General features: G+C 61.6%; 21 protein-coding genes and 1 pseudogene. 11 read left to right on the top strand and 11 right to left on the bottom strand.

The genetic code is table 11. The features are described 5' to 3' along the window. The 8 genes and pseudogenes from Q8K09_RS20780 to Q8K09_RS20745 all read right to left on the bottom strand — a co-directional run. Window positions 1-140 (bottom strand): annotated as a pseudogene (locus Q8K09_RS20780) (4-aminobutyrate--2-oxoglutarate transaminase); the annotation flags it as partial. Between the two features lie 105 nt (window positions 141-245). Next, entirely contained in the window at window positions 246-1,703 is a 1,458-nt protein-coding gene (gabD, locus tag Q8K09_RS20775; RefSeq protein ID WP_305256903.1) for an NADP-dependent succinate-semialdehyde dehydrogenase, read from the bottom strand. A gap of 25 nt (window positions 1,704-1,728) precedes the next feature. Continuing rightward, window positions 1,729-2,556, bottom strand: a complete 828-nt coding sequence (locus Q8K09_RS20770) for an ABC transporter permease (RefSeq protein WP_305256902.1) — start codon at window positions 2,554-2,556, stop codon at window positions 1,729-1,731. A gap of 86 nt (window positions 2,557-2,642) precedes the next feature. Beyond that, window positions 2,643-3,896, bottom strand: a complete 1,254-nt coding sequence (locus tag Q8K09_RS20765; protein WP_305256901.1) for an ABC transporter permease — start codon at window positions 3,894-3,896, stop codon at window positions 2,643-2,645. Window positions 3,897-3,972: 76 nt separating this feature from the next. After that, window positions 3,973-5,007, bottom strand: a complete 1,035-nt coding sequence (locus Q8K09_RS20760; RefSeq protein ID WP_305256900.1) for an ABC transporter substrate-binding protein — start codon at window positions 5,005-5,007, stop codon at window positions 3,973-3,975. A gap of 53 nt (window positions 5,008-5,060) precedes the next feature. Next, a complete protein-coding gene (locus Q8K09_RS20755; protein WP_305256899.1) occupies window positions 5,061-6,170 on the bottom strand; it encodes an ABC transporter ATP-binding protein in 1,110 nt (369 codons plus the stop codon). Between the two features lie 365 nt (window positions 6,171-6,535). Continuing rightward, the gene (locus tag Q8K09_RS20750) at window positions 6,536-7,165 is read right to left on the bottom strand and encodes a response regulator transcription factor (RefSeq protein WP_305256898.1); all 630 of its coding nucleotides are present in this window, start codon (window positions 7,163-7,165) and stop codon (window positions 6,536-6,538) included. Further along, the gene (locus Q8K09_RS20745) at window positions 7,162-9,570 is read right to left on the bottom strand and encodes a PAS domain S-box protein (RefSeq protein ID WP_305256897.1); all 2,409 of its coding nucleotides are present in this window, start codon (window positions 9,568-9,570) and stop codon (window positions 7,162-7,164) included. The genes Q8K09_RS20750 and Q8K09_RS20745 overlap by 4 nt, the downstream gene beginning before the upstream one ends. Before the next feature lie 199 nt (window positions 9,571-9,769). Between Q8K09_RS20745 and Q8K09_RS20740 the strand changes: the two genes are divergently transcribed. Then, window positions 9,770-10,786: an alpha/beta hydrolase family protein gene (locus Q8K09_RS20740; RefSeq protein WP_305256896.1), complete on the top strand. Its 1,017-nt coding sequence runs from the start codon at window positions 9,770-9,772 to the stop codon at window positions 10,784-10,786. 115 nt (window positions 10,787-10,901) lie between these two features. Here Q8K09_RS20740 and Q8K09_RS20735 read toward each other — a convergent pair whose 3' ends face one another. The 3 genes from Q8K09_RS20735 to Q8K09_RS20725 are packed head-to-tail and all read right to left on the bottom strand — an operon-like array spanning window position 10,902 to window position 13,354. Further along, window positions 10,902-11,660, bottom strand: coding sequence for a DnaJ domain-containing protein (locus Q8K09_RS20735; protein ID WP_305256895.1), 759 nt, complete (start codon window positions 11,658-11,660; stop codon window positions 10,902-10,904). Next, the gene (gene murU / locus Q8K09_RS20730; RefSeq protein ID WP_305256894.1) at window positions 11,661-12,332 is read right to left on the bottom strand and encodes an N-acetylmuramate alpha-1-phosphate uridylyltransferase MurU; all 672 of its coding nucleotides are present in this window, start codon (window positions 12,330-12,332) and stop codon (window positions 11,661-11,663) included. After that, window positions 12,329-13,354: an aminoglycoside phosphotransferase family protein gene (locus Q8K09_RS20725; RefSeq protein WP_305256893.1), complete on the bottom strand. Its 1,026-nt coding sequence runs from the start codon at window positions 13,352-13,354 to the stop codon at window positions 12,329-12,331. The genes murU and Q8K09_RS20725 overlap by 4 nt, the downstream gene beginning before the upstream one ends. A gap of 124 nt (window positions 13,355-13,478) precedes the next feature. Between Q8K09_RS20725 and Q8K09_RS20720 the strand changes: the two genes are divergently transcribed. The 10 genes from Q8K09_RS20720 to Q8K09_RS20675 all read left to right on the top strand — a co-directional run bounded on the left by Q8K09_RS20720 (window position 13,479) and on the right by Q8K09_RS20675 (window position 26,434). After that, on the top strand, window positions 13,479-16,244 hold the full coding sequence (locus Q8K09_RS20720; RefSeq protein ID WP_305256892.1) for an LPS-assembly protein LptD: 2,766 nt from the start codon (window positions 13,479-13,481) through the stop codon (window positions 16,242-16,244). Continuing rightward, window positions 16,225-17,517 (top strand): peptidylprolyl isomerase, encoded by a 1,293-nt coding sequence (locus tag Q8K09_RS20715; RefSeq protein ID WP_305256891.1) that lies wholly within the window; start codon window positions 16,225-16,227, stop codon window positions 17,515-17,517. Before Q8K09_RS20720 ends, Q8K09_RS20715 begins: the two co-directional genes overlap by 20 nt. A gap of 114 nt (window positions 17,518-17,631) precedes the next feature. Beyond that, window positions 17,632-18,624, top strand: coding sequence for a 4-hydroxythreonine-4-phosphate dehydrogenase PdxA (gene pdxA / locus Q8K09_RS20710; RefSeq protein WP_370869590.1), 993 nt, complete (start codon window positions 17,632-17,634; stop codon window positions 18,622-18,624). A gap of 142 nt (window positions 18,625-18,766) precedes the next feature. Continuing rightward, window positions 18,767-19,597, top strand: coding sequence for a 16S rRNA (adenine(1518)-N(6)/adenine(1519)-N(6))-dimethyltransferase RsmA (gene rsmA, locus Q8K09_RS20705; RefSeq protein WP_305256890.1), 831 nt, complete (start codon window positions 18,767-18,769; stop codon window positions 19,595-19,597). Window positions 19,598-19,745: 148 nt separating this feature from the next. Next, window positions 19,746-20,126 carry a Co2+/Mg2+ efflux protein ApaG gene (gene apaG, locus Q8K09_RS20700; protein ID WP_305256889.1) on the top strand — a complete coding sequence of 127 codons (381 nt, stop codon included), beginning with the start codon at window positions 19,746-19,748 and terminating at the stop codon, window positions 20,124-20,126. Further along, on the top strand, window positions 20,126-20,950 hold the full coding sequence (locus tag Q8K09_RS20695) for a symmetrical bis(5'-nucleosyl)-tetraphosphatase (RefSeq protein ID WP_305256888.1): 825 nt from the start codon (window positions 20,126-20,128) through the stop codon (window positions 20,948-20,950). Before apaG ends, Q8K09_RS20695 begins: the two co-directional genes overlap by 1 nt. Then, window positions 20,947-21,276: a thiosulfate sulfurtransferase GlpE gene (glpE, locus tag Q8K09_RS20690; RefSeq protein ID WP_305256887.1), complete on the top strand. Its 330-nt coding sequence runs from the start codon at window positions 20,947-20,949 to the stop codon at window positions 21,274-21,276. Before Q8K09_RS20695 ends, glpE begins: the two co-directional genes overlap by 4 nt. A 281-nt stretch (window positions 21,277-21,557) precedes the next feature. Next, entirely contained in the window at window positions 21,558-23,480 is a 1,923-nt protein-coding gene (locus Q8K09_RS20685; RefSeq protein WP_305256886.1) for a PrkA family serine protein kinase, read from the top strand. Between the two features lie 105 nt (window positions 23,481-23,585). Further along, entirely contained in the window at window positions 23,586-24,857 is a 1,272-nt protein-coding gene (locus Q8K09_RS20680; RefSeq protein WP_305256885.1) for a YeaH/YhbH family protein, read from the top strand. Beyond that, window positions 24,854-26,434: a SpoVR family protein gene (locus Q8K09_RS20675; RefSeq protein ID WP_305256884.1), complete on the top strand. Its 1,581-nt coding sequence runs from the start codon at window positions 24,854-24,856 to the stop codon at window positions 26,432-26,434. The genes Q8K09_RS20680 and Q8K09_RS20675 overlap by 4 nt, the downstream gene beginning before the upstream one ends. Window positions 26,435-26,489 lie beyond the last annotated feature (55 nt).

Below are 26,489 nucleotides of genomic sequence, written 5' to 3'. Positions count from 1 at the left end.
AAGTCAATAAACTCGTGGCCTTCAACGTCGATCACCGTGGCGTTCTGCGCCCGGTCGGCGAAGATCGGGTGGATCTGCCCGACGCCACGCGGAACGGCAGCGGTGCGGCGTTGCATCAAAGATTCGTTGGTCTTGCTCATGTCATTCCTCGGATCTGGCTTTACCGTAGGGTGCGCCGTGCGCACCGAAAATAGGGGCAAGGTGCGCACGGCCTAGGCGACCCCGCGCACCCTACGAAAGGGCCATCAGATGCCCATACAGAGGTATTTGATTTCCAGGTACTCATCCAGGCCGTATTTCGAGCCTTCACGACCCAGCCCTGAGGACTTCATGCCGCCGAACGGCGCCACTTCGGTGGAGATCACCCCGGTATTGATGCCAACCATGCCGTACTCCAGCGCCTCAGCCACGCGGAACACGCGCCCCAGGTCGCGGGCATAAAAGTAGGCAGCCAGACCGAACTCGGTGTCGTTGGCCTGACGGATCACATCGCCCTCGTCGCTGAACCGGAACAGTGGCGCCAGCGGGCCGAAGGTTTCTTCACGCGCCACCGCCATGTCTGCAGTCACGCCGCTGACGATGGTCGGCTCGAAGAAGTTGCCGCCCAGGCTGTTGCCGCCAGCGACAAGGGTCGCGCCCTTGTCCAGGGCATCAGCCAGATGCCGCTCGACCTTGGCCACCGCCTCGGCGTTGATCAACGGGCCGGTGGTGATGCCCTCGTGCATGCCGTTGCCGACCTTGAGCTTGGCCACCGCCACCTGCAACTTGGCGGCGAAGGCGTCATACACGCTGTCCTGCACATACAGGCGGTTGGCGCAGACGCAGGTCTGCCCGGCGTTGCGGTATTTGGAGATGATCGCCCCTTCGACTGCCGCATCCAGGTCGGCATCGTCGAAGACGATAAAAGGCGCGTTGCCGCCCAGTTCCAGCGAAAGCTTCTTCAGGGTCGGCGCGCACTGCTGCATCAGTTTGATGCCGACGCCAGTCGAGCCGGTGAACGACAGCTTGCGCACGATCGGGTTCTCGCACAGTTCGGCGCCCACCTCACGGCTGGCGTCCACGTCGGCCGGGATCACGCTGAGCAGGCCGGCAGGAATACCCGCGCGCTCGGCCAGAGCGGCCAGGGCCAGGGCCGAGAACGGGGTCTGCGGCGCAGGCTTGAGGACCATCGCACAGCCCACGGCTAGAGCCGGACCGGCCTTGCGGGTGATCATGGCGCTGGGGAAGTTCCACGGCGTGATGGCCGCGGTCACGCCGACGGGTTCCTTCTGTACCAGAATGCGCTTGTCCATGGCATGCGCCGGAATCACATCGCCGTAGGCACGCTTGGCCTCCTCGGCGAACCACTCGATAAAGGAGGCGGCGTAGGCGATCTCGCCGCGGGCCTCGGCCAGGGGCTTGCCCTGCTCGGCGGTCATGATCCGCGCCAGGTCTTCCTGGTTGGCCATGATCAGGTTGAACCACAGCCGCAGGCGATTGGCCCGCTCTTTGGCGGTCAATGCGCGCCAGGCCGGCTGCGCGGCTTGCGCCGCTTCGATGGCACGACGGGTTTCACCGCGGCCCATGTTCGGCACACTGCCGATTTTTTCAGCGTTGGCCGGATTGAATATCTCGGTGCGCGCGCCGCTGTCGGCCTCGCACCACTGGCCATTCACATAAGCCTGCTGGCGCAGCAGGCTGGGGTCCTTCAACTCAAGGCTCATGCGGACTCTCTTATTCGTTTGGCGATCAGGTTGGTTGCTGGGTACGCATTTTTTCGCTGCGCCCGCGCAGCCATTCCAGGGTCAGCAACAGCAGGATGGAGAAGCCAATCAGCAGGGTCGCCGCGGCGGCGATGGTCGGGCTGAGGTTCTCGCGGATGCCGCTGAACATCTGTCGTGGCAAGGTGGTCTGCTCCGGGCCGGCGAGGAACAGAGTAACCACCACTTCGTCGAAGGACGTGGCAAAGGCAAACAGTGCACCACTGATCACCCCTGGAGCGATCAGCGGCAGGGTCACCCGGCGGAACGCAGTCAGCGGCGAAGCGCCGAGGCTGGCAGCAGCGCGCACCAGGTTATAGTTGAAGCCCTGCAGGGTGGCCGACACCGTGATGATGACGAAGGGCACGCCCAGCACTGCATGCACCACGATCAGCGAGAAGTAGCTGTTACCCAACCCCAGCGGAGCGAAGAACAGGTAGCTGGCCACACCGACGATCACCACCGGCACCACCATCGGTGAGATCAACAGGCTCATCACCAGGGCCTTGCCGCGGAACTCGCCGCGGGTCAAGCCAATCGCCGCCAGAGTGCCGAATACCATGGCCAGGGCGGTGGCCGCCGGGGCGATGATCATGCTGTTCTTCAGCGAGCGCATCCAGTCGGCGGAGGTAAAGAAGTCCTCGTACCAGCGCAGGGAAAAGCCCTGCAGCGGGTAGACCAGAAAGCTGCCGGAGTTGAACGACAACGGGATGATCACCAACACCGGCAGGATCAGAAACAGCAGCACCAGGGCGCAGAGAGTGCGCAGGCTGTAGTACCAGACGCGCTCGACGGGTGACAGGTAGGGGCTGAGCATAGGGGCTTACTCCACTTGATCTTGTGCTTGAAGCGCCCTCTCCCAAAACGGGACAGGGCCATCAGATGCCTGCGACGCAGACTGTTTTAGGCCAGCCTCAACTTGCTTGCACCAACCAGCCAGCTGTACACCACATAAAGCACCAGGGTGGCACCCAGCAGCAGACTGCCAAGGGCGGTGGCCATGCCCCAGTTGATGGTGTTGTTGGTATAGAAGGCGATGAAATAGCTGATCATCTGGTCGCTCGGGCTACCCAGCAGCGCCGGGGTGATGTAGTAGCCGATCGACAGGATGAACACCAGCAGACAGCCCGCGCCGACCCCGGCCAGGGTCTGCGGGAAATACACCCGCCAGAAGCTGGCGAAGGGATGGCAACCCAGGGATACCGCGGCGCGCATATAGGTGGGCGAGATGCCCTTCATCACGCTGTAGATCGGCAGAATCATGAACGGCAGCATGATATGCACCATGGCGATGTACACCCCACTGCGGTTGAACACCAACTGCAAGGGTTCATCGATGATGCCTAGCGACAGCAGCGCGCCATTGATCAACCCGCCTGACTGCAAGAGCACGATCCAGGCCGCGACCCGCACCAGGATTGAGGTCCAGAAGGGCAGCAGCACCAGGATCATCAGCAGGTTGCTTTGCCGGGTCGGCAAGGTGGCCAGCAGGTAGGCAAGCGGGTAAGCCAGCACCAGGCAGATGACGGTAATCACCAGGCTCATCCAGAAGGTGCGCACAAAAATATCCAGGTAGATGGCCTGGTCCGGAGTGGCACTGGCCAACTCGCCGAGATCGTCGATGCGATGGTCGAGGGCAGCCAACAGGTAATAGGGGGTAATGCTCGAACTGTTGCGGCGGATCACCTGCCAATAGGCCGGATCACCCCAACGCTCATCCAGGTTTTCCAGAGCGTCCTTGTAAGACGCCGGTTCGCTGGCGAAAGGCAAAGCACGGGCGGTGCTGCTGATCAAGCTACGAAAGCCGGCCAATTCCATGTTCAGCCGTTTGGACAGATCACCCAGGCTGCGCTGCTTGCGCGCCTCGACGATATCCAGAGCCACGGCGCGATACACCGCCTCGCTCGGCAGTGCCTTACCATTCCACTCGGCGATGGCATCGACAGTAAGCGGCAGACTGGTGACCACTTCCGGGTTATCCACACTGCGCCAGAGCAAGGCACCGATTGGCACCAGGAAGGTCAGCAGAAGAAACACCAGCAAGGGCAAGATCAGCGCCTTGGACTTGAGCCGATTGAAACGTTCGGCGCGGGCCAGACGCTGCTTGAGACTGGGGCTGGTGGTAGGCAGGTCGGTAACAGGCAGTACGCTGGCCATGAAAAACTCCGTATGCAACGGCCGCACGGGCCGACGAGTAACCCCGGCCTTGCAGCCGGGGTCGGGTCAGGCGGCTTTAGTTACGCGCAGCCCAGGCATTGAAGCGCTGTTCCAGCTGCTCGCCGTAGTCAGCCCAGAAGGTCACGTCGATGGCGACCTGGTCTTTGATGTTTTCAGGCGTGGTCGGCATGACGCTCAGACGCTCGGGTGCCAGCAGGTCGATGGCCTGTTTCTTGGCCGGGCCGTAGGCAATGTTTTCGGCGAAGATTTTCTGCTGCTCAGCTTCTACCGAGAAGGCGATGAACTGCTTGGCCAGCTCCTGATTCGTGGCACCACGCGGGATCGCCCAGGAATCGAAGTCGTAGATGCCGCCGTTCCACACCACCTGCAGGTTGCTTTCGTCCTGCACGGCAGCGATCCGACCGTTGTAGGCCGAGCTCATCACCACATCACCCGAGACCAGGTACTGCGGCGGCTGGGCACCGGCTTCCCACCACTGGATATTCGGCTTGAGCTCATCCAGCTTGCGGAAGGCGCGATCAACACCTTCGCGGGTCGCCAGTACTTTGTAGACTTCTGTCGGCGCCACGCCGTCAGCCATCAGGGCGAATTCCAGGGTGTATTTGGCGCCCTTGCGCAGACCGCGCTTGCCGGGGAATTTCTCTACGTCCCAGAAATCGACCCAACCGGTCGGTGCTGCACTCAGCTTGTCGGCGTTGTAGGCCAGCACCGTCGACCAGACGAAGAAACCTACGCCGCACGGCTGGATAGCGCCGTCGATGAAATCGTCCGGGTTACCGAACAATGCCGGATCGAGCGGTTCGAACAAGCCTTCGTCACAGCCACGCGCCAGCTCGGGCGATTCAACTTCGAGCAGGTTCCAGCTCACGCTGTTGGTGTCGACCATGGCCTTGACCTTGGCCATCTCGCCGTTGTACTCGCCGGCCAGAATCTTGTTACCGGTTTTTGCCTCGAAGGGTTCGTAGAAAGCCTTGACCTGCGCAACCTTGCTCGCGCCGCCAAATGAAATCGCAGTCAAATCGACAGCCATTGCCGGTACTGCAAGGGCCACCCCAACGGCCAGGGCCGCAAACTTCAGGGATCTCGACATTGTTGTTATCTCCTCTGTGTCACATGGGTAAGGATGAAGCACTACTAATAGGTTCAGTCCGGCTGCTGCGGGTCGAGTGCACGGACGTGCTCGACATGCCAGCCGAGCGGCACCAAGTCGCCGACGGCCAAAACGGAGTCCAGCTCGGCCACCGGCTGTTTGATGTAAAAGTCGCTTTTACCGCAGACCTCCATGCGAATCCGCACGTGGTCGCCCAGATAGATGAACTCGGCAACTCGCCCGGAGAAGCGGTTCGGGCAGGCCTCGCTGTGACCGTTCAAGCGGATTCGCTCGGGACGTACCGAAAGGGTCACCGGCTCGCCTGGCTGACCGACATTCACCGCCAGCGCTTCGACCCGCTCACCACGGGCCAGGCCGACCACACAGCGCTCGCCATCACGGCTGATCAGGTGACCGCTGAGGCGGTTGTTCTCGCCGATAAAGTTGGCGACGAAGGTATTGCTCGGCTGCTCATACAGGGTGCGCGGGTCGGCGATCTGCTGAATCTCGCCCTGATGGAACACCGCGACCCGGTCGGACATGGTCAGCGCCTCGCCCTGGTCGTGGGTGACGTAAACCACAGTCACGCCCAGACGCTGGTGCAGGTGCTTGATCTCCATCTGCATGTGCTCGCGCAACTGCTTATCGAGGGCACCCAGGGGTTCGTCCATCAGCACCAGTTGCGGCTCGAACACCAGGGCGCGGGCCAGGGCCACACGCTGCTGCTGGCCGCCGGAAAGTTGCCCGGGGTAGCGATTGCGGAAGCTATCCAACTGCACCATCGACAGTGCACGCTTGACCCGCTCGCTGGTGTCGGTACGCGACAGACCGCGCACCGTCAGGGGGAACGCCAGGTTCTCGGCCACCGTCATGTGCGGGAACAACGCATAGTTCTGAAACACCATGCCGATGTCACGCTTGTGCGGCGGCAGCTTGGTCAACGAACGTCCACCGAGGAGAATTTCCCCGGCGGTGGGGGTTTCAAAACCGGCCAGCATCATCAAGCTGGTGGTCTTGCCCGAACCGGACGGCCCGAGCAGGGTGAGGAACTCGCCCTTGCGGATATCCAGATTGAGATCTTTAACGATCAGGTTTTCGCCGTCATAGCTTTTTTGCACGCCACGAAAGCTCACCAACACATCGCTTGCCTGAGACCCGGTCATTGCCACACCCTTTGTTGTTGTCTGCACGCTGATGGCACAAGACTAGGGGCGTTATACCGGCGGCAAAATCAGGCAGGATGACAACCTTTTATAAGGCGAACGGAGAGATTGGCGTAGGGATTGCCCTACAAAAACAACGCCCCGCGCAACGCCCCAGTAAGAGGCGCCCAATGCACCAGAATGGCCGTCGCTGGGAGGCCTGCACGCCTTGCCTCGGGCAGGATTAGCGCAATATCCAGGCAGGCTGAACGCCCTATTGCAGAGCAGTGCGCAGGCGGTTCTGAGTCAGCAGTGCTGCGGCAGCAGGCGAGCGTTTTTCCACAGCACGCATCCGATGACTCACGCCGCATGGCGAGATCAGCCGCTCAGACCAGACGATGCTCCATGGCATAGCGCACCAGGTCGGCCATCGAGTGCACGCCGAGCTTTTGCATCAAGCGCGCCTTGTGGGTGCTCACGGTCTTGTTGCTGATCGCCAGATGCAGGGCGATATCGTTGACCCCTTCGCCGCGCACCAGACGCTCGAACACCGAGAACTCACGTTCGGAAAGCTGGGCATGGGGCGGCCGTGAATCGGTCAGGCCGACCTCGAAGACCATGCGATCGGCCAGATCCGGGTCGATGTAGCGGCCACCGCCGGCCACCTTGCGGATGGCGGTGATCAACAGCGCCGGGTCACTGTCCTTGGTTGCATAACCGGCCGCGCCGATCTTCAGCGCGCGGGCGGCCATCTGCGCCTCGTTGTGCATCGACAGCACCAGGATCGCCGGGCCGTTGGCCAGCGCACGGATCCGTGGAATCGCCTCCAGGCCATTCACGCCAGGCATGCTGATATCCAGCAACACCACGTCGCAGGCAGTCTTGCGCAGGCACTCGAGCAACAGTTCACCATTGCCTGCCTCGCCGACTACCTCGAGGTCACGGGCCATACCGATCAACTGTTTGATTCCTTCACGCACTATGGCGTGGTCCTCAGCCACTATTACCCGAATCACACCACGTCCTCCTCGGCCACCGCCACTCGTGCGTACAGCGTAGTCCCCTCGCCGGGCTGGCTGTCAATCTGCAACTGGCCGCCGAGCATCAATACCCGCTCCTGCATGCCGACCAGGCCGAACGATTGTCCCGGCTTGCGCTGCTCGGGCGCAAAACCCTTGCCGTCATCGCTGACGCACAGGCACAGCTCGCCGTCCTCCAGGTGCAGGCTCACCTGAACGCTGTGCGCGCCGGCGTGGCGCATGATATTGGTCAGCGCCTCCTGCAGAATGCGAAACAGGCCGATGGCCTTGGCATCGCTGAGTTTCGGCAAGTTTTCCGGCACCTCGACCATGCACGGGATCTGGGTGCGCGCCTCGAAGCGGCGCACCTGCCACTCGATGGCCGAGGCGATGCCGGCATCGAGAATCGGCGGGCGCAGGGCGCTGGCCACATCGCGCACCAGCTGAAACAGCTGGGCGATCAGGCGCTTCATGTTCTGCAGGTGCTTATCCAGCTCCGGCATCTGACCGGAACAGACCAGCTCGCACATGGCCGTTTCCAGCTTGAGCACGGTGAGCACCTGGCCCAGCTCGTCATGCACCTCGCGGGCAATGCGCGCCTTTTCCTCTTCGCGCACGCTCTCCAGATGCGCCGACAACTCACGCAGGCGCGCCCGCGATTCGCCCAGGGCCAGCTCCACCTGTTTATTTTCGGTAATGTCCCAGACGATCCCGTCCCACACCACCCGCCCCTCGCCCAGGCGCCGCGCGGTGGCCTTGATATCGGCCCATCGCAGTTGCCCGGCGCGAGTAACAATGCGCCCCTGCCACTGCCAGTCACTGTCCCCGGCGAGGGCCGCGTCCTGGGTGCGCCGGTAGCTGGCCTGATCGTCGGGATGCACCAGGCTGCGAATCCCACGGTCAACGCGTTGCAACTCGACGGCCGGATAACCGACCAGTTCGGCGCTGGCCTCGCTGATGTAAGCAAACACCACCGGCTGCTCAATCGCGGCGCGCTCCAGGCGGAACACCAGCCCAGGCACATTGCCAGCGATACCTTTGAGCCGTGCCTCGCTTTCCTGCAGGGCGGCGCGGGCGCGACGACGCTCGGTAACATCGGCGAGGAACACCACTAGGTATTCCGCCCGATCGAAACGCAGGAAGCTCAGCGACACATCTGCCGGCAAGCCACTGCCATCGGCGCGCCGGCACTCGGCCTCGAAACCCGGCAAGGCTTCGCCGGTGCTACGCGCCAGCTTCCACAGGCTCAACCAGCGATCCATATTCAGGCTGGGCTCCAGCACCTGCAACGGCAGCTCCACTAATGACCCGCTGGCATAGCCGAGCATCTCTTCGGCGGCGCGGTTGGCATAACGCACATGGCTGTCCCAATTGACCCAGAGAATGCCTACGGTGCTGTGGTCGATGGAAAACTGACTGAGGCGCAGGGCCTGCTCCGCCACCTCGCGCTGGCTCAACTCCTGGCGCACACCGAGTAGTTGCCGCTCCAGACCGCGGCGCTGCTGACGCAGGTGCAAGACGATGGCCGCGGCGCTGAGCAAGGCCAGCAACAGCAACAACGCGAGGCCGCGCCAGAAGGCCAGGGATTCACCGATCTGCGGGTATTTCAACGGCAGCCAGCGCTCACGCAGGCGCTCGATCTCGCGCCCGGGCATGGCCTCAAGGGTTCGCTCGATGATTTCCGCCAGCAGTGGTTCGTCGCGCCGACTGGCGACGCGCAGCAACTGGGGCAGACCGATATCGCCGACGATACTCAGGGTCGCAAACTGCGGCTCGCGCAACAGCAAGCTGAGCCGCGCCTCGTCAACCACCGCGTAGCTGACCTCCTTACGCAGCAGGCGCAACAGCCCCACTCGCTCCGAACTCACCGCCTGCAACTGGAGGTTGTTGTGGGTCTTGTACAGGTACTCGAACGCGGCGCTCGGCTCGCGTACCGCGACCGGCTCATCGTACCCCAGGCGATCGAGGTCAACCGCACTGATACCGCGCTGCTCACTCACCACCAGATGCGGCACCCGCATGTAAGGTGCGGAGTAGAGCCATAAGCGCAGGCCTCGTGGAGTCTGTTGCAGCCCTGGGGCAAGGTCGACCTCGCCTCGGCGCAACGCGGCATCCAGCTCGTCCTGGTCGGCGTAGCGCAACCAGACCGGCTGCACACCCATGCCCTTTAATACGCGGCTCATCAGCTCGACATTGGCCCCGGAAAGCCGCTGCAGACGCCGGTCATACAAGGCCCAGGGCGCTTGCATGAGCAGCCCTACACGCAGCTGCCGATGCTCGCCGAGCCAGGCCTGTTGCTCGGCCGTATACAGTGGACGCAGGGGCAGCAGCGTATCTTCAGCCCCTGCAAAAAACGGCCACACCAGCAATAAAAAGAGAAAGCGCGACCACATGGAACTCATTGCCAAAACTACTCTGTCAGGACGTGGGAAAAGATTCGCAAGAGGTGAAAACAACCATCGTCGTCAGGCCAAACCAGCACGAGGGTTCACGTGTTCATACCTTACTCCAGTCGAGGGCCCGCTCGCCAAGGGATAGCGCTGACAAAGCGCCGCGCAAGCAGTAGGCTAAAGCGCTTATTGTCCTGCTCTGGAGTAGCCCATGCCCCGCGCCCTTCGCCCCCTGCTGACAGCCCTGAGCCTGAGCCTGCTACTGCCGATCAGCTCGTCACTGCAGGCCGAAGAACCCGGCACCGCAGACGACCAGGGCGCAGCACTTGATCCGACCGCGGCAGACCTGGATCGCCCAGCACAAACCGAGCGCAGCGCAGATGCTGCCAGCGCGCTGAGCCGCCTCTTACCCGACCAGGAACAGCAATTACTCCAGGCTGGAGAGGAGTCTTTCCTCGCCCTGTGGCTACCCGCCAATACGGCCGAGGCCCATGGCGTGGTGATACTGGTGGCTGGCGATGGCGAAAGCGCCGACTGGCCCAACGTGCTTGGCCCATTGCGACGCAAGTTGCCAGAGGCCGGCTGGCACAGCCTGACCCTGAGCCTGCCAGACCCACAGGATGCACTGCCGCCAGCATCCAGCATCAACCCCGCAAACACGGCTCCGCCAGCCGATGAACCGGTCAACAGCGATGAGACTGACGCTGCGGGCGCTACCGAGGAGCCGGCCCCAGCGGCCGACGCCGTAGAGCCGGCGCCAAGCATCCAGAACGATCAACCCGCGCAAGACCCCGCCGAACGTCACGCCGAGCGCATCAAGCAGCGCATCAGCGCGGCGCTGGAACTGGCGCGCCAGCGGCAGGTCAAGCACATCGTCCTGCTCGGCCACGGCAGCGGCGGATACTGGAGCACACGCTACCTCAGCGAAGAACAACCCGCCGACGTGCGCAGCCTGCTGCTGGTGAACGTCAAGCCGGCAGCCGATGCCAGCCCAGGACTGGACGAACTGCAAGCCAGCCTCAAACTGGCCACTGGCGACTTCTTCTACAAAGATCAACAGCTTGAACGCAACGCCGCTGCCCGACGCGTCCAGGCCAGCAAGCGCCAGGAACACCCGGCTTATACCCAGGTGGCCCTCAAGGCCTTGCCGGGCAACCTTGAGGTCGAGCAGGAGCAACTCTACCGCCGACTGCGCGGCTGGCTGACGCTGCAACTGAAGGCGCGCTGAGTGGCCATGGTGCACTGCCCGCGGCGAGTGACACGGATCGCGGGTTGCTCGGGGTAATTAATAGGCGCGCAGGACCCTGGAGGCGAGAGCTTTACAAGCCCTGCGGGAGCATCGCCTAACGAAAGCCGCGGCGCTGGCGAACCAGCCCATAGGCCTGGTGCAGCTCACGGGTCTTTTCCGTGGCTTCGCGCAGCCGCTCCGCCGATGCACCACTGCCGACCAGCTTGTCCGGGTGGTGGCGGCTCAACAGGCGCCGGTAGGCGCGTTTGATCTGCGCCGGTTCGCTATCGGCAGTCACGCCGAGCAGCTGTAGCGCCTGCTGATAACTACCACCGCCGGCCGCGACCGACCCCTGTTTCGGCGCATAGGCCGCGCTCAGCACTTGCTGGGTTGCCATCGACACAGCCAACCACTTGCCCCAGAGCAGAATCAACTCGCGCTCCGTCTGGCTGAGCCGACCGTCCACCCAGGCCATGCGCCAGCACGCACGCAACAGGGCTTCCGCCTGGGCGCGCTGGCGGCGCAGTGGCGCACGCAAGCCATCACGTCCGGTCTTGCCACGCGCGAAAGCCTCGACCGCCCGCTGCCGCCCCGCGGCATCCAGGCCCAGGCGCTGCATCTCGGCACGCGCCTGGAGGATATGCGCTTGCAGCACCCGGCCATCGCACTTGGCCAGACGACCAAGCAGGACAAACAGCAATTCCTCATCCCCCGGATGTGGCTTGCCGCCAAGCCGCTCGCGCAACGCCGACCAACTGTGCAAGCGCAAGCGTCGATCCACGACCTGACCGAGCAGCCCGCCCAGCAAGGCGCCTGGAATACTGGCCAGGGCCAGGCCGCCGACGGCACCGAGCAACGTCGCAGGCCAGAGCACTTAGTGCCCCACGGCGAGCAAATGCTCGACTTCGGCCAGGCGCTCATGGGTGCCAACATCGACCCAGCGGCCGGCGAAGCGCTCGCCACTCACCACACCTTCGCCCATGGCACGGCGCAACAGAGGGGCCAGCTTGAAGGCGCCCGGCTGGCAACCAGCAAACAACGCCGGAGCCAGCACGGCGATGCCGCTGTAGGTCAGACTCGGCTGCTCGGCATGCGTCTCGCTGACCTGCTCGGCACACAACGCGAAGTCACCAATACGGTGATGCGGCGGGTTATCCACCAGCACCAGATGAGCCAGCCCCGCCAAGGGCTGACGCAATTGAGCAAAGGGGTAATCGGTAAAAATGTCGCCATTGACCAGCACAAAAGGCTGATCGCCCAGCAGCGGTAACGCACGAAAAATCCCGCCACCAGTCTCCAGCGGCTCGCCTTCGGCGGAATAGGTGATGCTCAGGCCAAAGCCCGCACCATCGCCCAGGTAGTCTTCGATCTGCTGACCGAGCCAGGCGTGATTGATCACCAGCTCGCTAAAGCCGGCGGCGGCCAAGGCGCGCACGTGGTACTCGATCAACGGCACACCGGCGGCCCGGACCAGCGGCTTGGGCGTATGCAGGGTCAAAGGACGCAGGCGTTCGCCCTTGCCAGCCGCCAGGATCATCGCCTTCATGCTGGCACCGCCGCGACCCGGGGCAGGCTGGCGAACAGCTGCGCCAGTTCGGCCAACTCCGGCCGGCGCGCCAGTACGGCTTCTATATAGGCGAAGAAGCGCGGCACATCGTCCAGATACCTGGGCTTGCCATCGCGGTGGCAGATTCTCGCGAAAATGCCGATTACCTTGAGATGCCGCTGCACGCCCATCAGGTCGCTGGCACGCAGGAACTCGTCCAGCTCGGCCTGCACCGGAATCCCTGCCGCCCTGGCCTGCTGCCAATAGCCGGCAAGCCAGGCGCGCACCCGCACCTCGGGCCAGCTGAGAAAGGCATCCTTGAACAGACAGGTAATGTCGTAGGTCACCGGACCGTAAACCGCATCCTGAAAATCCAGCACACCCGGGTTCGGCGTGCCGAGCATCAGATTGCGCGGCATGAAGTCGCGATGCACCAGCACCTTGGGCTGGGCCAAGGCGCTGTCGATCAGCAGCGTGCAGATGCGCTGCCAAGCGGCCTGTTGCGCCGCATCCAGCTCCACGCCCAGGTGACGCTGCACATACCACTCGGGAAATAGCTGCAGCTCGCGGCGCAGCAAGGCATCGTCATAACTGGGCAGCGGCGCATCCATCGGCAGCTGCTGAAAAGCCAGCAAGGCCTGCACGGCATCGTCGAACAACTGATCGGCGTTCTGCCCGTCGATCACGTCCAGGTAGGTCTGCCGCCCCAGATCACTGAGCAGGAGAAACCCCCGCTCCAGATCTGCCGCAAGAATCTGCGGCACATTGACTGCGGCCTCGGTCAGCCGCTCGGCGACCTTGACGAAGGGCCGGCAATCCTCTTGAGGCGGCGGTGCATCCATCAGGATCAAGCTGTGACCATCACCCTGCCAACGGAAATAACGGCGAAAACTGGCGTCACTGCTGGCGGAGGTCAGCGTGCCAGTCGGCACATTCCCCCAGCCGCGGGCAGCAAACAGGGCTGGCAGTTGCTGGTCGAGCCAACGTTCAAGGAGCTGCAGGCGTATATCTTCATCAGGCATTACGAGGGTCTCCGACGGCGCTAGCCGTTACGCGGGTCATGCTTTATTATCCAGCATCTTTTTCAGCCCATCGAGAGGCGTGCGGCCCCTGGGCCCAATGCGCGCAGGAAGCCCGGAAAACAAGATGGCAGTAAAATACCCTAGGTTCAGCAAAAAATTCCCTCTTCTGGTAACTGGCGGCCTTCTGGCCTTACAGCCAATGGCCAGCCAATTTGCTGTCGCTGCCGAGCAGTATAACTGCCAGGTATCCGCTACCGGGGGCTGGGCATGTGCCCCAAAAGCCAGTAGCGCTGCGGTGCCTGAACGGCCCGCGCAGACAGTGACGCCAACCGCCACGGCCCAGCGCCAAGGCAGCCCTGACACCGGCCGAGCCTCTGGCACGACCCTGGTCACAGAGAGTGGCGGCAAAGCCCTGGCTTCACGCAGCGCCGACTACAGTCACCTCGACTGGGTGCCCCGCGAGAACCTGAGCGAAGCGCAATTGGCAGAAGTCGGCCCCTACTGTGCAGGCGGCTATGTCGAGCCGAGCCGGCCGGGAATGAACGACCAGACGCCGATGAGTCAGGCGCCACTGTTTATTTCTGCCAAAGCCTCGCGCTACGCGCAGGAAGAGCAGGTCGCCACCCTGGCTGGCGATGTTGTACTGCGTCAAGCCGGGCTGCAGGTCGAGGCCGACGAAGCCAACCTGTATCAGGCCGAGAATCGCGGCGAACTGACTGGTAACGTGCGCTTGCGCGATCAGGGCATGTTGGTCGTCGGCGACCGCGCCGAACTGCAACTCGACAACGGTGAAGCCAAGGTCGAGAACGCCGAGTACGTGCTACACAAAAGTCATGTACGCGGCAGCGCGCTGTACGCCAAGCGCGAAGAGAGTGCCGTCATCCGCTTAAAGGACGGTACCTATACCTCCTGCGAACCGGGCAGCAATACCTGGCACCTGAAGGGCAACAACGTCACGCTGAACCCGGCCACCGGTTTCGGAACGGCGACCAACGTGACCCTGCGGGTAAAGGATTTCCCGGTCTTCTACACACCCTATATCTACTTCCCGATTGACGACCGCCGTCAGTCCGGCTTCCTGCCGCCGAGCATCAGCAGCTCCAGCGACAACGGCATGACGCTGCAAACACCGTACTACTTCAACCTGGCGCCGCACTACGACGCCACGCTCTACCCGACCTACATGAGCGATCGCGGCCTGCTCCTCGAAGGCGAGGGTCGCTACCTGACCAAGAGCAGCGAAGGCCAGCTTGGCGCGGCCTACCTCGACGACAGCAACGACGACCGCAAACTGCAGTCCGAATTCGAAGATCAGCGCTGGCTCTACAGCTGGCAGCACAAGGGCGGCCTCGACTCGCGCCTGCTGACCGAAGTCGACTACACCGACATCAGTGACCCCTATTACTTCCAGGATCTGAACACCGATCTCGGCATCGGCTCCACCAGCTACGTCAACCAGCGCGGCACCTTGACCTATCGCGGCGGCAGCTACACCGCGCGCCTTAATGCGCACGCTTACGAACTGGCCAACATCACCGATATCACGCCGTATAACCGCATGCCGCAGATCACCCTGAATGGCGCCCTGCCATTCCAGCCCGGTGGCCTGAACATCAGCTACGGCAGTGAACTGGTGCGTTTCGACCGCGACTTGCGCTCCGGCAACTTTATCAATGAAGAGGGCGTGGCCGAACAGCCTTGGTACGACGCCAACCTGCGTGGCTTGGCCCGCGCCAACGGTAGTCGCCTGCACCTGGAGCCAGCCGTCAGCCTACCGATCGACTGGAGCTGGGGCTTCGTCAAGCCACAGGTCAAATACCTGCACACCAATTACGACCTGAGCCTCGACCAACAGGGCAAGGCTAGCCTGCTGGCCGAAGAGGAGTTCAACGGTAGCCAGGATCGTGGCGTGCCAATCTTCAGCGTCGACAGCGGTCTGTACTTCGATCGCGACACCACGCTGTTCGGCAAATCCTACCGCCAGACTATGGAGCCACGCCTGTTCTACCTCTACGTGCCCGAGGAAGACCAGACCGATATCCCGATCTTCGACACCGGCGAAAGCACCTTCAGCTACTCATCGCTGTGGCGTGAAAACCGCTTCTCCGGCAAGGACCGCATCGGCGACGAGAACAAGCTGTCGCTGGGCGTTACCAACCGCTGGATCGAGAGCAACGGCTTCGAGCGCCAGCGCTTCAGCATCGGCCAGGCCTTCTACTTCGAAGACCGCAAGGTGCAGATGCCCGGTATCGACTACCGCACCAATCAGGACGCACTGGCCTCACAATCGCCTTACGCCCTGGAGTATCTGTATCGCTTCAACCGCGACTGGCGCTTCTCCTCGGACTTCAACTGGGACCCAGATACCCGCAGTACCCGTTCGGGTAGCGCGATGTTCCACTATCAGCCAGAAGACAATCCGAACAAGGTGGTCAATGCCGGTTATCGCTACCGCAACGACACCGTGCGTTTTGACCAGACCACCGGTAACTGGTTGGTTGGTGGCGGTGACTTCGGCACGCCAGGCAGCCCCAACTACATCAAGGACTACTACAAGGTCAGCCAGCATGACGTCTCGGTGATCTGGCCGATCGTCCCGCAATGGAGCGTGATCTCTCGCTGGCAGTATGATTATGGCCGTGATCGCACCCTCGAAGCCTTCGGCGGCTTTGAGTACGACAACTGCTGCTGGAAGCTGCGCCTGATCAATCGTTACTGGATCGACTATGACGAAGTCAGCCTGAATCCAGCACTGAATGATGAGCCGGACCGCGGTATTTTCCTGCAAATCGTCCTCAAGGGCCTGGGTGGTGTAACAGGCAACAAGGTTGAGACTTTCCTCGATCAAGGCATTCAAGGTTATCGTGAACGTGAAGATCAAGCTTTCTGATTGCGTGCGCCCGCTGCTGCTGGGCGCACTGTTTCTGGGTGCTGCGGCGCAAGCCGAGGTACAACCTCTCAACCGCGTCGTGGCAATTGTCGACAATGACGTAATCATGCAAAGCCAGCTGGACGTGCGGGTGCGCGAGGTGCAGCAAACCATCGCCAAGCGCGGTGCGGAATTGCCTCCGGTGCAGGTCCTCAGTCAGCAGGTGCTGGAACGCCTGATCATTGAGAACATACAACTGCAGATTGGCGACCGCTCCGGCATTCGGATCACCGATGAAGAGCTAAACCAGGCACTGGCCAGCATTGCCCAGCGCAACAACATGAGCCTCGAGCAGTTCCGCGCAGCACTGGTGCAGGATGGCCTGTCCTTTGACGACGCCCGTGATCAGGTGCGCCGTGAAATGATCATCAGCCGTGTGCGCCAACGCCGGGTAGCCGAGCGCATCCAGGTCACCGACCAGGAGGTGCAGAACTTCCTCGCGTCCGACCTCGGCAAGATGCAGCTGTCGGAAGAGTTCCGCCTGGCCAACATCCTCATCCCTCTGGCGGACGGTTCTTCTCCACAAGACATCCAGGCCGCTGAGCGCCAGGTACAAGAGCTGCACCAGCAGCTGCGTGCAGGCGCAGACTTCGCCCAAATGGCAGTCACCCGCTCAGCCAGCGAGACCGCTCTTGAAGGTGGCGAAATGGGCTGGCGCAAGGCCGCGCAACTGCCGCCGCCATTCGACGCCATGATCGGCGCGATGTCGGTCGGTGACGTCACCGAGCCGATGCGCACGCCCGGCGGTTTCATCATGCTCAAGCTGTTGGAAAAGCGTGGCGGCGGCACTCAGGTGCGTGACGAAGTCAACGTTCGGCACATCCTGATCAAGCCTAGCGAGATTCGCAGCGAAGCAGAAACCAAGCGCCTGATCGAGCGCCTGCACGAACGCCTACTGGCTGGTGAAGACTTCAGCGAGCTGGCGAAAAGCGTCTCTGAAGACCCAGGCTCGGCGCTCAACGGCGGCAGCCTCGACTGGATCGACCCCAGCGTGCTGGTACCCGAGTTCCGCGACGTGATGAGCAACACCGCCAGCGGCGAGCTGTCCAAGCCGTTCAAGAGCCAGTATGGCTGGCATGTGCTGCAGGTTGTTGGCCGTCGGGCCACCGATGGCAGCGCGCAGTTCCGCGAGCAGCAGGCGTTGACCGTGCTGCGTAACCGCAAATACGACGAAGAACTGCAAGCCTGGCTGCGGCAGATACGCGACGAGGCCTACGTCGAAATCAAACTCTGACCGACGTTCGCAACGAAAAGCCCGGCCCACAACGCCGGGCTTTTTCGTTCTGCAGCAGGCACAACCGCAGCGTAAAGTAGTGCTCCCCGCCCCCTAGCCCAGGAGAATCTGTCCATGAAGGCACACCACCTCTTCGCACTGACCCCAGGCGAGCCAGCGGGCATCGGCCCAGACCTGTGCTTGCTGCTCGCGCGTCAGGCGCAGCCCCATGCGCTGATCGCCATCGCCAGCCGCGAGCTACTCACCGAGCGCGCCCACTGCCTGAACCTGAACATTCAATTGCTCGACGCAGGCCCCGGCAACTGGCCGACCGCCCCTGCGCCGGCCGGCAGCCTGTTTGTCTGGGATACCCCGCTGAGCGAAGCTGTGCAGCCCGGCCAACTGAACCCGGCCAATGCCGCTTATGTACTGGAAACCCTGAGACGCGCCGGCCAGGGCTGCCTCGATGGGCACTTCGCCGGCATGATTACCGCACCCGTGCACAAGGGTGTAATCAACCAGGCCGGGATTGCCTTCTCCGGGCACACCGAATTTCTTGCCGAGCTGACCCACAGCGAACAGGTGGTGATGATGCTCGCCACCCACGGCCTGCGCGTGGCTCTGGTGACGACCCATCTGCCGCTCAAGGATGTCGCCGCCGCCATCACCGCCGAGCGCCTGGCCCGGGTCAGCCGCATCCTCGACCATGACCTGCGTACTAAATTCGGCATCGCCCGGCCGCGCGTTCTGGTCTGCGGCCTCAATCCGCATGCCGGCGAAGGTGGCCACCTCGGCCGCGAAGAGATCGAGGTGATCGAACCGACCCTTGCGCTACTGCGCGGCGAAGGCATTGACCTGGTCGGCCCGCTGCCGGCCGACACCCTGTTCACCCCCAAATACCTCGACCACTGCGATGCGGTGCTGGCGATGTACCACGACCAGGGCCTGCCAGTACTCAAGTTCAAGGGCTTCGGCGCGGCCGTCAATATCACCCTGGGCCTACCGATTATCCGCACCTCGGTCGACCACGGCACGGCGCTGGATCTGGCCGGAAGCGGCAAGATCGACACCGGCAGCCTGCAGGTCGCCCTGGAAACGGCCTATCAGATGGCCGCTAGCCAGGCCTGAGGGCGCGGCCTCAAGCGCGTGCCGGAGTGAGAGTTTCACCCGGCAACGGCTTAAGGGTTGAGGCTTGTGGCTGCTTCACTGTTAAACTGCGACGTTTTACGTATTCGCTTTAAGCTGGCGGCTTGAAGCTTGGAGCTGCTCCATGTCCGAACATCCCCAACACCGCGCGCGCAAGCGCTTCGGCCAGAACTTCCTACACGACGCAGGAGTCATCCACCGCATTCTGCGCGCCATTCACGCCCGTGAAGGCGAGCGTGTGCTGGAAATCGGCCCGGGCCAAGGCGCCCTCACCGAAGGGCTGCTGAGTAGCGGCGCGCAACTCGACGTAATCGAACTGGATCGCGACCTGATCCCGATCCTCAATGCCAAGTTTGCTGCCGAGCCGCGCTTCCAACTGCATCAGGGCGACGCCCTGAAGTTCGATTTCAGCAGCCTCGACCCGGCACCGCACAGCCTGCGCGTGGTCGGTAACCTGCCGTACAACATCTCCACCCCGCTGATTTTCCACCTATTGAACAACGCCGCACTGATCCGCGACATGCACTTCATGCTGCAGAAGGAAGTAGTAGAGCGCTTGGCTGCAGTCCCCGGCGGCAAGGACTGGGGCCGGCTGTCGATCATGGTGCAGTACCATTGCCGTGTGGAACATCTATTCAATGTCGGCCCCGGCGCGTTCAATCCACCGCCCAAGGTCGACTCGGCGATCGTCCGCCTGGTACCGCATGACGTACTGCCCCACCCGGCCAAGGATCACCGCCTGCTCGAAAACGTGGTGCGCGAGGCTTTTAATCAGCGCCGCAAAACCTTGCGCAATACGCTAAAGGCCTTGCTCAGTAATGATGAAATCGAAGCCGCCGGTGTAGATGGCAGCCTGCGGCCCGAGCAGCTGGACCTTGCCGCTTTCGTCTGCCTGGCTGATCGACTGGCTGATCGACTGGCCGAGCAACAAGCCGAACAACCAAGCGCTGTCTGAGCTCGTTAAACTGACTGTTCGCATTGAACGGCGACGGCTGCTTTAGTCGAGCTTACGGATTGCAGATGAGCCTTGCGAGACAACATGTTCCGGCTCGCCTGCAACACAGCATTACCCAGTGCAGCAGATTACAAGCAGGTTTTTATCCATGTCAGATTCTCGCTACCAGGTCGACGTCAAGATTGTTACCCGCTACCTGCCAGAGCAGTCGCAGCCGGAGCAGAACCGCTTTGCCTTCGCGTACAACGTGACCATCGTCAACCTAGGTGAGTTGCCGGCCAAACTGCTGTCGCGCCACTGGCTGATCACCGATGGCGACGGTCATGTGCAGGAGGTTCGTGGCGCGGGAGTAGTCGGTCAACAACCACTGATCGCAGCCGGCGACAGCCACATCTACAGCAGCGGCACCGTCATGGCCACCCGTGTTGGCACCATGCAGGGCAGCTATCAGATGCTCGCCGAAGACGGCAAGCAGTTCGACGCCCTGATCGCGCCGTTCCGCCTGGCGGTTCCGGGCTCGCTGCACTGATGGCTACCTATGCCGTAGGCGATCTGCAAGGTTGCCTCAAGCCCCTGCAATGTCTGTTAGAGCAGGTTGCCTTCGATCCAGTGAATGACCGCCTGTGGCTGGTCGGCGACTTGGTCAACCGCGGCCCCGAATCGCTTGCCACTCTGCGCTTTCTCTACCAGATGCGCGATGCGCTGACCTGCGTCTTGGGCAACCATGACCTGCACCTGCTGGCTGTCGCGTCGAATATCGAACGCCTGAAGAAAAGCGACACCCTGCAGGAGATTCTCGACGCGCCTGATCGCGCCGACCTGCTCGATTGGCTGCGCCGCCTGAAACTGCTGCATTACGACGCCGAGCGCGACACCATCCTCGTGCATGCAGGTATTCCACCGCAGTGGTCGCTGCACAAAGCCCTCAGGCGCGCCGCCGAGATTGAGGAGGCCTTGCTCGACGATGCGCGTTTTCCGCTGTTCCTCGACGGCATGTACGGTAACGAGCCAGCCAAGTGGGACAAGGACCTGCATGGCGTGGCCCGCCTGCGGGTAATCACCAACTACTTCACGCGCATGCGTTTCTGCACGGCCGATGGCACCCTGGACCTGAAAAGCAAAGAAGACGTGGCCAGCTCGCCGCCCGGTTATGCGCCCTGGTTCAGCCACAAACAGCGCAAGACCCGCGGGCACAAGATCATCTTCGGCCACTGGGCGGCCCTGGAAGGACGCTGTGACGAGCCCGGCCTGTTCGCACTGGATACCGGTTGCGTGTGGGGCGGCGCCCTGACCCTATTGAATATCGACAGCGGCGAACGTCACCGCTGTGACTGCAGCGAGGTGCACGCATGAGCGAATTTTCCCGTATCCCCCCGGCCGCCGCCCAGGTTTTGCGCCAGCAAGGCGCCACAGTGGTCGACATCCGCGACCCGCAAAGCTTTGCTGCCGGCCATATCAAAGACTCGCAGCACCTGGACAATCATTCGCTGCATGATTTCATCGCCAAGACCGATCTCGACCTGCCGCTGATCGTCACCTGTTACCACGGAAACTCCAGCCAGAGTGCTGCAGCCTACCTGGTCGGCCAGGGCTTTTCGGCGGTGTACAGCCTGGACGGCGGCTTTGAATTGTGGCGCGCGACCTTCCCCGACGAGGTTGCACAAACGCCTGACGAATAAAAATTTATCACCCCTCAAAACCACGCCGGCACTGGGCTACCGCCCCGCCTAACGAGCGGTAATATCCTGTTATCGTTCGTTGCCACTTGATCTTGCCGATTCCGAACTATCCTTTAGCTCAGGCCATCCAAAATCAAGGTAGAGCCGGCTAGCCGGCATCCGGGCCATCGGTAAGACCTTTAGGTGTTCTGGGGGAGTCTTCTCGGCTGACATGCCAGCAGATCACCCGTACCCGCACAACCGAGGCCACGGCGGCTCTAAGCATCGCGCGAGGTGAAGTCATGAGCATATTCAGCCACTTCCAACAACGTTTCGAGGCGACTCGGCAGGAGGAATACTCCCTGCAGGAGTATCTCGAACTGTGCAAGCAGGAGCGTAGCGCCTACGCCACTGCAGCAGAACGTCTGCTACTGGCGATTGGCGAGCCTGAATTGCTCGACACATCGAGCAACTCACGGCTGTCACGCATCTTTTCCAACAAGGTGATCCGCCGCTATCCCGCCTTCGCCGACTTCCACGGCATGGAAGAATGCATCGACCAGATCGTTTCCTACTTCCGCCATGCCGCCCAGGGCCTGGAAGAGAAGAAGCAGATTCTCTACTTGCTTGGACCGGTTGGCGGCGGCAAATCATCACTGGCGGAAAAGCTCAAACACCTGATGGAAAAGGTGCCTTTCTATGCGATCAAAGGTTCACCCGTATTCGAATCGCCGCTCGGGCTGTTCAACGTCGACGAGGATGGCGCCATCCTCGAAGAGGAGTACGGCATTCCGCAGCGCTACCTAAGCAGCATCATGTCGCCCTGGGCAACCAAGCGCCTGACCGAGTTCGGCGGCGACATTAGCCAATTCCGCGTGGTCAAGCTGTACCCCTCGATCCTCAACCAGATTGCCATCGCCAAGACCGAACCGGGCGATGAGAACAACCAGGACATCTCAGCCCTGGTCGGCAAGGTGGATATCCGCAAGCTCGAGGAATTCCCGCAGAACGACGCCGATGCCTACAGCTATTCCGGTGCCCTATGCCGCGCCAACCAGGGCCTGATGGAATTCGTCGAGATGTTCAAGGCCCCCATCAAGGTGCTGCACCCGCTGCTGACCGCCACCCAGGAAGGCAACTACAACAGCACCGAGGGGCTGGGGGCGATTCCCTATAGCGGCATCCTGCTGGCCCACTCCAACGAGTCGGAATGGCACAACTTCCGCAACAACAAGAACAACGAGGCGTTCATCGACCGCATCTATATCGTCAAGGTGCCCTACTGCCTGCGCGTCACCGACGAAATCAAGATTTACGAGAAACTGCTGTTCAACAGCTCCCTGGCCAAGGCCCATTGCGCGCCGGACACCCTGAAGATGCTCGCCCAGTTCTCGGTGCTGAGTCGCCTGAAGGAACCGGACAATTCGAACATCTACTCGAAGATGCGCGTCTATGACGGCGAAAACCTCAAGGACACCGACCCCAAGGCCAAGTCGATCCAGGAATACCGCGACAGCGCGGGTGTCGATGAAGGCATGAACGGCCTGTCGACGCGTTTCGCCTTCAAGATCCTCTCCAAAGTGTTCAACTTCGATCCCCACGAGATTGCTGCCAATCCGGTTCACCTGCTCTATGTGCTGGAGCAGCAGATCGAGCAGGAGCAGTTCCCCGGCGAGACCCGTGAGCGCTACCTGCGCTTTATCAAGGAGTACCTGGCGCCGCGCTATATCGAGTTTATCGGCAAGGAAATCCAGACCGCCTACCTCGAGTCCTACAGCGAATACGGGCAGAACATCTTCGATCGTTACGTGCTCTACGCCGACTTCTGGATTCAGGACCAGGAATACCGCGACCCGGAAACCGGTGAAATCCTCAACCGCGTGGCGCTCAACGAGGAACTGGAGAAGATCGAGAAACCAGCAGGCATCAGCAACCCGAAAGATTTCCGCAACGAGATCGTCAATTTCGTGCTGCGTGCCCGGGCCAACAACAACGGCAAGAACCCGACCTGGCTCAGCTACGAGAAACTGCGCGTAGTGATCGAGAAAAAGATGTTCTCCAACACCGAGGACCTGCTACCGGTCATCAGTTTCAACGCCAAAGCGAGCAAGGAGGACCAACAAAAACACAACGACTTCGTCACTCGCATGGTCGAGCGCGGCTACACCGACAAGCAGGTTCGCCTGCTGTCCGAATGGTATCTGCGGGTTCGCAAATCGCAGTAAGGCAGCCATAAGCAGCAAGCTTCAGGCTGCAAGCACCAGCGACCGCACGCCGGGGTCGCACTTGCAGCACGTAGCTTGTGGCTTGCAGCTCCTCGGAGGGGCCCTATGAGCCATGTGATCGACCGCCGTCTGAACGGCAAGAACAAGAGCACGGTAAACCGTCAACGGTTCTTGCGACGCTACCGTGACCACATCAAGAAAGCCGTCGAAGAGGCGGTGAGCCGTCGCTCCATTACTGACATGGAGCATGGCGAACAGATCAGCATCCCCGGACGCGACATCGACGAGCCGGTATTTCACCATGGCCGCGGCGGCAAACAGACCGTCGTGCATCCGGGTAACCGGGAATTCACCACCGGCGAGCACATTCCACGCCCGCAAGGTGGCGGCGGTGGGCGCGGCGCCGGCAAGGCCAGCAATAGCGGCGAAGGCATGGATGAATTCGTCTTCCAGATCACCCAGGAAGAGTTTCTCGACTTCATGTTCGAGGATCTCGAACTGCCCAACCTGGTCAAGCGCCACCTGACCGGGGCCGACACCTTCAAGACCGTACGCGCAGGCATCAGTAACGAGGGCAATCCATCGCGGATCAACATCGTGCGCACCCTGCGCTCAGCCCATGCCCGGCGTATCGCGCTGTCCGGCAGCAGCCGTACCAAACTGAAAGATATCCAAGCCGAACTGGAGCGGCTCAAGCGTGAAGAGCCAGACAACTTCAGTGATATTCAGGCGCTGGAAGCAGAGATCGGCCGGCTCCAGGCCCGAATCAAGCGGGTGCCCTTTCTCGACACTTTTGATCTCAAATACAACCTGCTGGTCAAGCACCCCAACCCCAGCTCGAAAGCAGTGATGTTCTGCCTGATGGACGTCTCCGGCTCCATGACCCAGGCCACCAAGGACATTGCCAAACGCTTTTTCATCCTGCTGTACCTGTTTCTCAAGCGTAACTACGACAAGATCGACGTAGTGTTTATCCGCCACCACACCAGCGCCAAGGAGGTCGACGAGGAAGAGTTTTTCTACTCCCGCGAGACCGGCGGCACCATCGTCTCCAGCGCACTTAAACTGATGCAGGAGATCATGGCCGAACGCTACCCCAGCAACGAGTGGAATATCTATGGTGCCCAGGCGTCGGATGGCGACAACTGGAATGACGATTCGCCGATCTGCCGGGATATATTGATCAAGCAGATCATGCCGTTCATGCAGTACTTCACTTACGTCGAGATCACCCCGCGCGAGCACCAGGCGCTGTGGTTCGAGTACCAGCAGGTGAGCGAAGCCTTTGACGACACATTTGCCCAGCAGCAACTGGTGTCGGCAGGCGATATCTACCCCGTGTTCCGCGAACTGTTCCAGCGGAGGCTTGTGACATGACAGCGTATGACAGCAACGTACCGGCGAAGAAACGCCAACCGATCTCCACCGGCTCGGAATGGACCTTCGAGCTAGTTCGCGCCTACGACCGCGAAATCAGCCGACTTGCCGAGCGTTATGCGCTGGACACCTACCCCAACCAGATAGAGGTGATCACCGCCGAACAGATGATGGATGCCTACGCCTCGGTTGGCATGCCGCTGGGTTATCACCACTGGTCCTATGGCAAGCACTTCCTCAGCACCGAGAAGAACTACAAGCGCGGGCAGATGGGCCTGGCCTACGAGATCGTGATCAACTCCGACCCCTGCATCGCCTACCTGATGGAAGAAAACACCATGTGCATGCAGGCACTGGTGATCGCTCACGCCTGCTACGGCCACAACAGCTTCTTCAAGGGTAACTACCTGTTCCGCACCTGGACCGATGCCAGCTCGATCGTCGACTACCTGGTGTTCGCCAAGCAGTACATCATGCAATGCGAGGAGCGCCACGGCATCGATGCAGTAGAAAACTTGCTCGACTCCTGCCATGCCCTGATGAATTACGGTGTCGACCGCTACAAGCGCCCCGATCCGATTTCCGCCGAGGAGGAGCAGCGCCGACAAAAGGAGCGTGAGGAGCATCTGCAGAAGCAGATCAACGACCTCTGGCGCACCATTCCCAAGGGCGCAGGCAAGCGTGGCGACCACGACAACAAACGCTTCCCCTCGGAACCCCAGGAAAACATCCTCTACTTCCTGGAGAAACACGCACCGCTGCTCGAGCCCTGGCAGCGTGAGGTGATCCGTATCGTGCGCAAGATCGCCCAATACTTCTATCCGCAGCGCCAGACCCAGGTGATGAACGAAGGCTGGGCCTGTTTCTGGCACTACACCCTGATGAACGACCTGTATGACGAGGGTCTGGTCACCGACGGTTTCATGATCGAGTTCCTTCAGTCGCACACCAGCGTGATCTACCAACCGTCCTTCGACAGCCCCTACTACAGCGGCATTAACCCCTACACCCTGGGCTTCGCCATGTACCGCGACATTCGCCGGATCTGCGAGGAGCCCACCGACGAGGACAAACACTGGTTCCCCGATATCGCCGGCAGCGACTGGCTGACAACGCTCAAGTTCGCCATGAGCAGCTTCAAGGATGAGAGTTTCATCCTGCAGTACCTGTCACCCAAGGTAATCCGCGACCTCAAGCTGTTCAGCATTCTCGATGACGACCAGAAGGACGAACTGCTGGTCCCGGCCATCCATGACGAGCCCGGCTACCAGAACATCCGCGAAGCCCTGGCGGCCCAATACAACCTGGGCAATCGCGAGCCCAACATCCAGATCTGGAGCATCGACCGGCGTGGCGACCGCTCACTCACCCTGCGCCACCAGCAGCACGACCGCAAACCACTGGGTAACTCCACCGACGAAGTGCTCAAGCACCTGCATCGCCTGTGGGGCTTCGATATTCACCTGGAGACCCTACAGGGCGACAAATTGATCGACACCCAGCACGTACCACCCAAGGGGGACAGCGACCACAACAGCGACTACCCCCGACTGGACCTGATCATTCCACCGATTTGATACCCGGTCGCCCTCCATTAGCCTGGATGACACGAGCAACAGCGTTTGCGGCAAG

It is taken from the genome of Pseudomonas sp. (assembly GCF_030683065.1).
Lineage (GTDB): Bacteria > Pseudomonadota > Gammaproteobacteria > Pseudomonadales > Pseudomonadaceae > Aquipseudomonas.
The sequence above is the reverse complement of the archived record's forward strand: the minus strand, read 5'-3'. Positions and strand labels throughout refer to the sequence as shown.